Source organism: Bradyrhizobium denitrificans, from assembly GCF_013179005.1.
GTDB classification, from domain to species: domain Bacteria; phylum Pseudomonadota; class Alphaproteobacteria; order Rhizobiales; family Xanthobacteraceae; genus Bradyrhizobium; species Bradyrhizobium denitrificans.
Genome location: NZ_JABFDP010000089.1, coordinates 1 through 609, shown reverse-complemented (window position 1 = coordinate 609; position 609 = coordinate 1). Strand labels below are relative to the sequence as shown.

Annotated in this window: 1 pseudogene; it reads right to left on the bottom strand. The window is 63.8% G+C overall.

Annotated elements, in window-relative coordinates:
* Positions 1–609: pseudogene (locus tag HL671_RS37870) on the bottom strand (chemotaxis protein CheA); the annotation flags it as partial.

Below are 609 nucleotides of genomic sequence, written 5' to 3'. Positions count from 1 at the left end.
TCCACCACGATGCCGAAGGTCTGGTTGCCGACCTGCGTCACTACAATGAAGCCGTTCTCCGGATCGGACGACGAGCCGTCATCGATCTTCAGGAGCTTCTTCAGATGCATCAGCGGCAAGAGCTTGTTGCGCAGGCGCAGGACGGCGGTGTCCTTGATGCGCTCGATGCGATGCTCGGAATTGGCGCGCGCGCGCACCAGCTCGACCACCGANGGTGCCCTCGCCGGCCACCGATTTGATATCGATGGTGCCGCCGATCTGATCGATATTGGTGCGCACCACATCCATGCCGACGCCGCGGCCCGAGACCGAGGTGACGGCGGCGGCCGTCGAGAAGCCCGGCTCGAAGATGAATTTGTGGATCTGCGCTTCCGTCATCTTCTCGAGCTCGGCCTCGGTGACGAGACCGTTCGCGACCGCCTTGGTCTTGATGCGCTCGGTGTTGAGGCCGCGGCCATTGTCGGCGATGCAGATGATGATGTGGCCGCCTTCATGATAGGCGGAGAGACGGATCGTGCCCTGCTCGGCCTTGCCGCTCGCGGCGCGCTCCGCCATCGTTTCCAGGCCGTGATCGGCGGAGTTGCGCACCATGTGGGTGAGCGGGTCCTT